This window comes from Dietzia sp. E1 (assembly GCF_014145015.1).
Classification (GTDB): Bacteria; Actinomycetota; Actinomycetes; order Mycobacteriales; family Mycobacteriaceae; genus Dietzia; species Dietzia cinnamea_A.
On the sequence record NZ_JAALDU010000301.1, the window covers coordinates 1 to 6,085 of the forward strand.

General features: G+C 72.1%; 4 protein-coding genes and 1 pseudogene. 1 reads left to right on the plus strand and 4 read right to left on the minus strand.

Going from position 1 to position 6,085, the window contains the following annotated elements; translation table 11 throughout:
* Positions 1–396: pseudogene (locus G6030_RS10565) on the minus strand (oxidoreductase); the annotation flags it as partial.
* Positions 397–546: 150 nt separating this feature from the next.
* On the opposite strand from G6030_RS10565, the gene G6030_RS10570 reads away from it, so the two are divergent.
* Positions 547–1,224: a fasciclin domain-containing protein gene (locus G6030_RS10570; RefSeq protein WP_182643090.1), complete on the plus strand. Its 678-nt coding sequence runs from the start codon at positions 547–549 to the stop codon at positions 1,222–1,224.
* A gap of 149 nt (positions 1,225–1,373) precedes the next feature.
* On the opposite strand, the gene G6030_RS10575 is transcribed toward G6030_RS10570, so the two are convergent.
* Genes G6030_RS10575 through G6030_RS10585 form a run of 3 tightly spaced genes read right to left on the minus strand, consistent with a single transcriptional unit; the run spans position 1,374 to position 6,066 of the window.
* Positions 1,374–3,191 carry an acyl-CoA dehydrogenase gene (locus tag G6030_RS10575; RefSeq protein ID WP_182643091.1) on the minus strand — a complete coding sequence of 606 codons (1,818 nt, stop codon included), beginning with the start codon at positions 3,189–3,191 and terminating at the stop codon, positions 1,374–1,376.
* 10 nt (positions 3,192–3,201) lie between these two features.
* A complete protein-coding gene (locus G6030_RS10580; protein WP_182643092.1) occupies positions 3,202–4,113 on the minus strand; it encodes an SDR family NAD(P)-dependent oxidoreductase in 912 nt (303 codons plus the stop codon).
* An 18-nt stretch (positions 4,114–4,131) separates the two neighbouring features.
* The gene (locus tag G6030_RS10585) at positions 4,132–6,066 is read right to left on the minus strand and encodes a penicillin-binding transpeptidase domain-containing protein (RefSeq protein WP_182643093.1); all 1,935 of its coding nucleotides are present in this window, start codon (positions 6,064–6,066) and stop codon (positions 4,132–4,134) included.
* Positions 6,067–6,085: the final 19 nt, after the last annotated feature.

A 6,085-nucleotide genomic window follows, 5' to 3' on the forward strand; every position in this document is an offset into this window, starting at 1 on the left:
CACGCCGAGTAGGGTCGGTACCGCCCACAGCGGCCCGGCCGACGGGCGGGCCAGCGCCGCCACCATGCCGACGAGCCCGAAGACGACGAGGACGGCGCTCCCGGCGGGGCGACGCGGACGCTCGACGAGGCCGACCACCACGCCCGTGACGAGGAGGATGGCCGCCAGCCCGATCATCAGGGCGGGCTTGTCGGCGGTACCCAACGCGTCGATCGTCACCTTCCGGACGGCGGCGGGGGCGCGGTCGACCACGGAGTCGGCCACCGCGAGGAACGGGGACGACCCCGGGGCGACGACGCCGGCCACGGCGTGCCCCACCGCCACGGCGAGGCCGGTGGCGAGGAGGCCCGAGGCGGCCCGAGCGACCGCCCTGGGTCGTTGCTCTGTGCTGTCCATGCCAGGAGTTCGGAGCCGGGATCCCGGTGGACCGGTACGAAACAAATTCCCTACGGCACCCATCCGGACCGGATGGCCCGCCGAAGCACTGGTGACCCACTGCACAGAGTCCCGCCAACTCGGCGGGGCCCTACCGAAAGGAAACGCACCATGGGCATCACGATCTCCCGGCGCGTCGCGTCGATCACCGCGGCCGCCGCGGTCTCCGGACTCGTCCTCGCCGGCTGCTCGAGCGACGAGGGAAGCGATACGGAGAACACCGCCGAGGGCACCGCCACCTCGGTCATGACCACCACGTCCGCGAGCGAGACCTCCACCATGGAGTCGGAGCCGGCCGGCATGCTCGTCGGCGCGGGCTGCGCGGACTACGCCGAGGCCAACCCGGAGGGCCCGGGCTCGGTCGAGGGCATGGCCATGGAGCCGGTCGCCACCGCCGCCTCCAACAACCCCATGCTCACCACGCTCACCTCGGCCGTCTCGGGCGGCGTCAATCCGGAGGTCGATCTCGTCGACACCCTGAACAGCGGCGAGTACACCGTGTTCGCCCCGATCGATGACGCCTTCGCGCAGATCGACGAGGCCACGATGCAGTCGCTGCAGACCGACGCAGACCTGCTCACCGGCATCCTGACCTACCACGTCGTGGAGGGGCAGGCTGCGCCCGATCAGGTCGTCGGCGAGCACACCACCCTCAACGGTGCGCAGCTCGAGGTCACCGGCTCGGGTGACGAACTCATGGTCAACGGCGCCGGCGTCGTCTGCGGCGGCGTCCAGACCGAGAACGCCACCGTCTACCTCATCGACCAGGTGCTCATGCCCGAGGAGTGAGCAGACCGGCGTCCGGTGCCCTGAACACCTGACGCCACCTGCGGCAGGTGCCCTGAACACCCCGCCGAGGGCGTCAGTGGGAGCCCTGAACTCCCACGCACCGTGATCCGGGCCCGGGCCGACACCACGTCGGTCCGGGCCCAGTCGCGTCAGAACCAGTCGTCGCGCATGTCCAGCGTCGTGCGGTCGCCGGCGGCGAGCAGGTCGAACTTGGCGTCGACGATCGGCAGCTCGCGGCGCAGGAAGTACTCGGCCGCCTTGAGCTTGCCGGCGGCGAAGGCGTCGGCGCCGGCACCGCCCGCCACCCGGTCACCCAGCGCGAGCAGCTGCTCGATCCAGATCCACGCGATCACCACGTGGCCGGTCGCCTCGAGGTACTCGGTGGCGTCGGCGAGGAACGCCTCCGGGTCGGTCGCGCCGACCTCGGCGAGCGAAGTGGTGACCTCGATGAGTCGGGTGACGCGCGGGCGCAGCAGCGAGGCCAGCTCGGCGACGACCCCGCCGGCCGCGGCCGCCCGATCGCAGCTCTGGGTGATCCGCCCGGTGAGCGCGGCCAGTCCGGCGCCGCCGCCGGCGAGGACCTTCCGGCCGAGCAGGTCCTGCCCCTGGATGCCGTGGGTGCCCTCGTGTATCGGGTTGAGGCGGTTGTCGCGGTAGTGCTGTTCGACGTCGTAGTCGATCGTGTACCCGGCCCCGCCGAGCACCTGCACCGCCAGCTCGTTGGCCTTGAGGCACCACTGCGACGGCCACGATTTGGCGATCGGGGTGAGGACGTCCAGAAGCGTCTTCGCGGCCATCGACTCCTCCGGCGAGCCGGTCTTCTCGTCGTCGACCAGTCTCGCGCAGAACAGGCCCAGCGCCAGCGCGCCCTCCACGTACGACTTCTGGGCGAGCAGCATCCGCCGCACGTCCGCGTGGCGGGTGAGCATCACCTGCGGCGTCGACGGATCCGCGCCGGCGGGCCGGCCCTGGGGCCGGTTGCGCGCGTAGTCCAGCGACTTGAGGTAGCCGGTGTAGCCGATGGCGGTGGCGCCCAGGCCCACGCCGAGGCGGGCCTCGTTCATCATGGTGAACATCTTCTTGAGGCCGGTGTTCTCCTCGCCGACGAGATACCCGACCGCGCCCGGTCGCCCGCCGGGCGTGTGCATGCCCTGCCCGAGGGTGGGCATGGTGTTGACCGTGCCGCGGAAGCCCATCTTGTGGTTGAGGCCGGTGATGACGATGTCGTTGCGCTCGCCGATCGAGCCGTCGTCGTCGACCAGGAACTTGGGCACGATGAACAGGCTGATGCCGCGGGTACCGGCGGGGGACCCGGGCACCTTCGCCAGGACCAGGTGGACGATGTTCTCGGCCATCTGGTGCTCGCCGCCGGAGATCCACATCTTCTGACCGAACAGGCGGTAGGTGCCGTCGGACTGCGGCTCGGCGCGCGTGGTGATGTCGGCGAGGTTGGAGCCGGCGTGCGGCTCGGACAGGCACATCGTCCCCGTGAACCGGCCCTGGATCATCGGCTCGACGTATTTCCGGATCTGCTCGTCGGAGCCGTGGGTGAGCAGCAGGTTGGCGTTGCCGGTGGTGAGCAGCGGGTAGGCGGCCGTGGAGATGTTGGCGGCGTAGAACCACGCCATGCACGCGAGGTACGCGGTGTAGGGCAGCTGCATGCCGCCGACGCGTTCGTCCATCGCCGCGCCCACGAGGTCGGCCTCGGCGAACTTCGCCAGCGCCTCGCCGATCTCGGGGATGAGCTCGACCTCCTCGCCCACGAGCCGGGGCTCGGTGAGGTCGGCGGCGCGGAAGTGGGGCGCGAAGTAGGTCTCGGCGAGCTCGGCCGACAGGTCCAGCACGGCGTCGATCGTCTCGCGGGAGTGGTCGGCGTAGCGCTCGCGCCCGGTCAGCTCGGACACCCGCAGCCAGTCGTGCAGGAGGAAGTCGAGATCGGCGCGGGACAAGAGGTGGGAGGGGGTCATGCCCCGCAGGTTACTCGCGGGTGGCGCGCGCGAACTTCCGTCCCATCTCGGTCATCGTCTTCTCGTAGGCCGCGGGCAGGAGCCGCTTGCCTCGGTAGGACTTCCGCGCCTCGGGGTCGGGGAGGATGAGGAACCGCCCGGCGTCGAGTCCGGTCATGACCTCGGCGGCGATCTCGGTGGCCCCACGCTCGGAGCGGTCGATGAGCTTGCTCGCGAACCCGCTGGCGGCGGGGTCGGAGGAGTTGAGGCTCGAGGCGAGGTTGGTGCGGAAGAACGACGGGCAGATCACGGACACGTCCACGCCGAACGGCTCGAGCTCCCAGCGCAGGCTCTCGGAGATCGCCACGACGGCGGCCTTGACGGCGGTGTAGGAGGACATGGTGGGCGGGTGCACGAGCCCGGCGAGGGAGGCGGTGTTGACGATCCGACCGCTGCCCTGCGCCTTGAGCATCGGCACGAAGGTGCGGCAGCCGCGGGCCACGCCGAGCAGGTTGATGTCGACGATCTGCCGCCAGTCGTCCTCGGTGAGCATCTCGATGCGGCCGCCCTGGGCGATGCCGGCGTTGTTGACCAGCACGTCGAGTCCGCCCCAGATCTCCTCGACCTCGGCGCGCGTGGCCTGCCACTCGTCCTCCGAGCGCACGTCGAGGCGCAGGTAGCGCGCGTCGTCGGGAACCGTGTCGGGACGGGCGTCGGTGGGGGCGAGGTCGGTGACGATCACCCGGTCGCCGCGTTCGAGGAACGCGGTGGCCAGGGCCAGGCCCAGTCCGGAGGCGCCACCGGTGACGAGGACGCGGCGGTGGGTATCGGCGGGGGAGGGGGACGACGAGAAGGGCAGTCGATCGAGTCCGGGCAGCGGCAGGGCGGACAGGGAGACCGCGGGCAGGGAGAGGGCAGGGAGGGGGACCTTGGGAAGGCGCATGGGCCGAAACTACCCGCTTCAGCGTGCCGACAGCGGGGCCGGTTGTCCTGCGGCGCCGAGGAAGTCGGCGGCCATCTCCACCGCGGGGGCCGAGGAGTCGGCGCCCTCGATGAGCACGGCCACGGCGATGTCGCCTGTCGAGCCCACGAACCAGCCGTGCGACGGGCCGCTGCCGACCTCGGCGGTGCCGGTCTTGCCGCCCAGGCCGGGGACCGCTCGGGCGGCGGTCGCGGTGCCGGACTGCACGGTCTGCACCATGTACCGGCGCAGGGTGTCCACGACGGCCGGGGGCAGTGGCTCGGGCGAGGCGGCGGCCACCGCCGGCATGCCGGCGATCACCTGCGGCAGGATCATCCGTCCGCCGTTCGCGAGCGAGGCGGTCATCACCGCCATACCGAACGGGCTGGCCAAGACCTCGCCCTGGCCGATCGCGGCCTCCACGCGCGCCGGGCCGCGGTCGGTGACGGGCACCGAGCCGGTGAACCACGACGGGCTCATCCCCGGCCCGGAGAAGCCGACCCCCAGCCCGAGCTGGGCGGCCGTGTCCTTCATGGCGGTCGGTTCGAGCCGGTCGCTGATGACGGCCTGGCTGGTGTTGCAGGAGCGGGCGAATGCGGTCTCCATGGGCACCTCGCCCAACGCGAAATCATCGTCGTTGGGGATCGTGCGGCCGGAGACGGTGATCGACGCCGGGCAGGGCACGATCTCGTCGGGGCCCAGGACGCCGGACTGCAGCGCGGCGGCCGTGGTGACGACCTTGAACGTGGAGCCGGGCGGGAAGCGGCCCTCGAGCGACACGGGCCCCTGCTGGTCGGCGGCGGAGTTCTGCGCCACGGCCAGGATCCCGCCGGTCGAGGGCTGGATCGCGACGATCGACGCCGCCAGCCCGGTGCCGGACACCGCGTCCGCCGCGGCCTGCTGCACGGAGATCTGGACGGTGGAGACGAGGTCGTCGACCTCGCCGACCGGCGCGCTGCCGAGTTCGATCGGCTCGGCGCCGGGGTTGACGATCTCGGCGGTCCACCCGCCCTCCGCCTGCAGCGCCTCGAGCCACGCGTCGGGCAGTCCGTCCAGCACCGGGGAGCGAAGCTCCTTGTCGGTGCGGATGAGGTCGCCGCGTTCCGGCAGGCTCACGCCTTCGATCGCGGCGAGCTGCTCCCGGATCGGGTCGATGTCGCTGGGGCGCAGCCCCACCACCTGGTAGGGCTGGTCGCCGGCCTGCGCCATGCCGTCGCGGATCGACTGCCCGGTGATGGTCGGGGCCGCGGCGCTCACCAGCGCCGCGACCGCGTCGGCGCTCCCCGCGGCGTCCGGGGCGAGCGTCACCGCCGTGACGGGCGTCCACTGCAGCAGCGGCGCGCCCGTCCGGTCGAGGACCGACGTGTCGTAGTCGAGGATCTCGGAGAACGCCAGGTAGCCACCCGGTTCGAGACGGGTGTCGAGGATGGTCGGCGCCCACCGCACCTTCCACTGGTCGTCCACCCTGGTCGTGGCGGCCTCACCCGTGGTCGTGACCACGCGCGGGGCGGGCGACGGCTCACCGCCCCCGCCGGCCGGGGTGGCGCCGCCCTCGTCGTCGTCACCCTCACTGCCGTCGCCGCCTCCGGCGACGCCCATGTCCCATGTGATCTCCACGGGCACGGGGTCCTTGTCGGGGCGCCGGTCCCCCTCGGGCGTGTCGATCGTCAGGGTCGGCGTGAACCCCATCGACTCGATGTTCGCGGCGAGCGTCTCCTCCGCGGCGGCCGGGTCGGTGGTCATCGCGGCCGCCCCGGCGACGTCGCCGGCCTCGAGCGCGGAGAGGAACTGCTGGAGCTCGTCGGAGCCGGTGTCCCCGGTCAGCGCCGCGCAGCCGGTTCCCGCGAGGGCCACGGTCAACACGGCGGCGACCACACCGGAGGCGGTGCGGCCGCGCCGACGGCGGGTCGTGCGGAAGGCGGGCGCGGTCGTCATCTCTCCACGAAACCAGATT

Bases quoted from the DNA above. Each gene is read 5' to 3' on its own strand.
- G6030_RS10570 (WP_182643090.1), top strand. From the start codon at position 547: ATGGGCATCACGATCTCCCGGCGCGTCGCGTCGATCACCGCGGCCGCC.
- G6030_RS10575 (WP_182643091.1), bottom strand. From the start codon at position 3,191: ATGACCCCCTCCCACCTCTTGTCCCGCGCCGATCTCGACTTCCTCCTG.
- G6030_RS10580 (WP_182643092.1), bottom strand. From the start codon at position 4,113: ATGCGCCTTCCCAAGGTCCCCCTCCCTGCCCTCTCCCTGCCCGCGGTC.
- G6030_RS10585 (WP_182643093.1), bottom strand. From the start codon at position 6,066: ATGACGACCGCGCCCGCCTTCCGCACGACCCGCCGTCGGCGCGGCCGC.